Source organism: Bacillus sp. SIMBA_154 (assembly GCF_046536015.1).
GTDB classification, from domain to species: domain Bacteria; phylum Bacillota; class Bacilli; order Bacillales; family Bacillaceae; genus Bacillus; species Bacillus pumilus_P.
On the sequence record NZ_JAWJBV010000050.1, the window covers coordinates 1 to 618 of the forward strand.

A 618-nucleotide genomic window follows, 5' to 3' on the forward strand; every position below is an offset into this window, starting at 1 on the left:
TAATTGATGCTTAGTTCCTTTTAATTTATGTGAGTAGATAGTGAATAGTTCATCTAATATGATTCCTATACACCAGCCGTCGAGTAATATATGATGAAAGCTCCATACCAATTTATAAAAGGATTCCTCTGTTTTTATCAAACAAACCCTCATTAGTGTGTCTTTTGTTATATCAAAACCCTTTGATCTATCTTCTTTCAAGTAATTCTCTATATAAGGCTGTTTGTCATTTAAATCAACAGCACTTATATCCATATAGTTAAACTTCATCTTTCTATCTTTTAGAATGACATGCAGAGGTTCATTCATTTTATAATTAAACGAAGCCCTTAGGATTTCATGACGCTTTATGATTTCATGGAAGCTTTCCTCTAGAAAAGCTTCGTTGATACTGCCTTTTATGTCCATAACGATCTGTTCAAAGTAGGCATTTGAACTTGTTCCTTTAATAGAATGATATAGCATCCCTTTTTGCATATTTGACAACGGGTATATTTTCTCGACTTTCTTTCCACTCATGACATAATCCTCCTAAATTGTTTCTGTAAAAAACCTCTAAAGAAAAACTCAGAATAATCTTGTGACTAGCTGTCTGCATGTTCATATTCATTCAAAAGT

Annotated in this window: 1 protein-coding gene; it reads right to left on the reverse strand. The window is 32.0% G+C overall.

Going from position 1 to position 618, the window contains the following annotated elements:
- The coding region (locus tag R0K30_RS20995) for a condensation domain-containing protein (RefSeq protein ID WP_410612684.1) at positions 1-519 on the reverse strand (519 nt) is incomplete at its 3' end.
- Between the last annotated feature and the right edge of the window lie 99 nt (positions 520-618).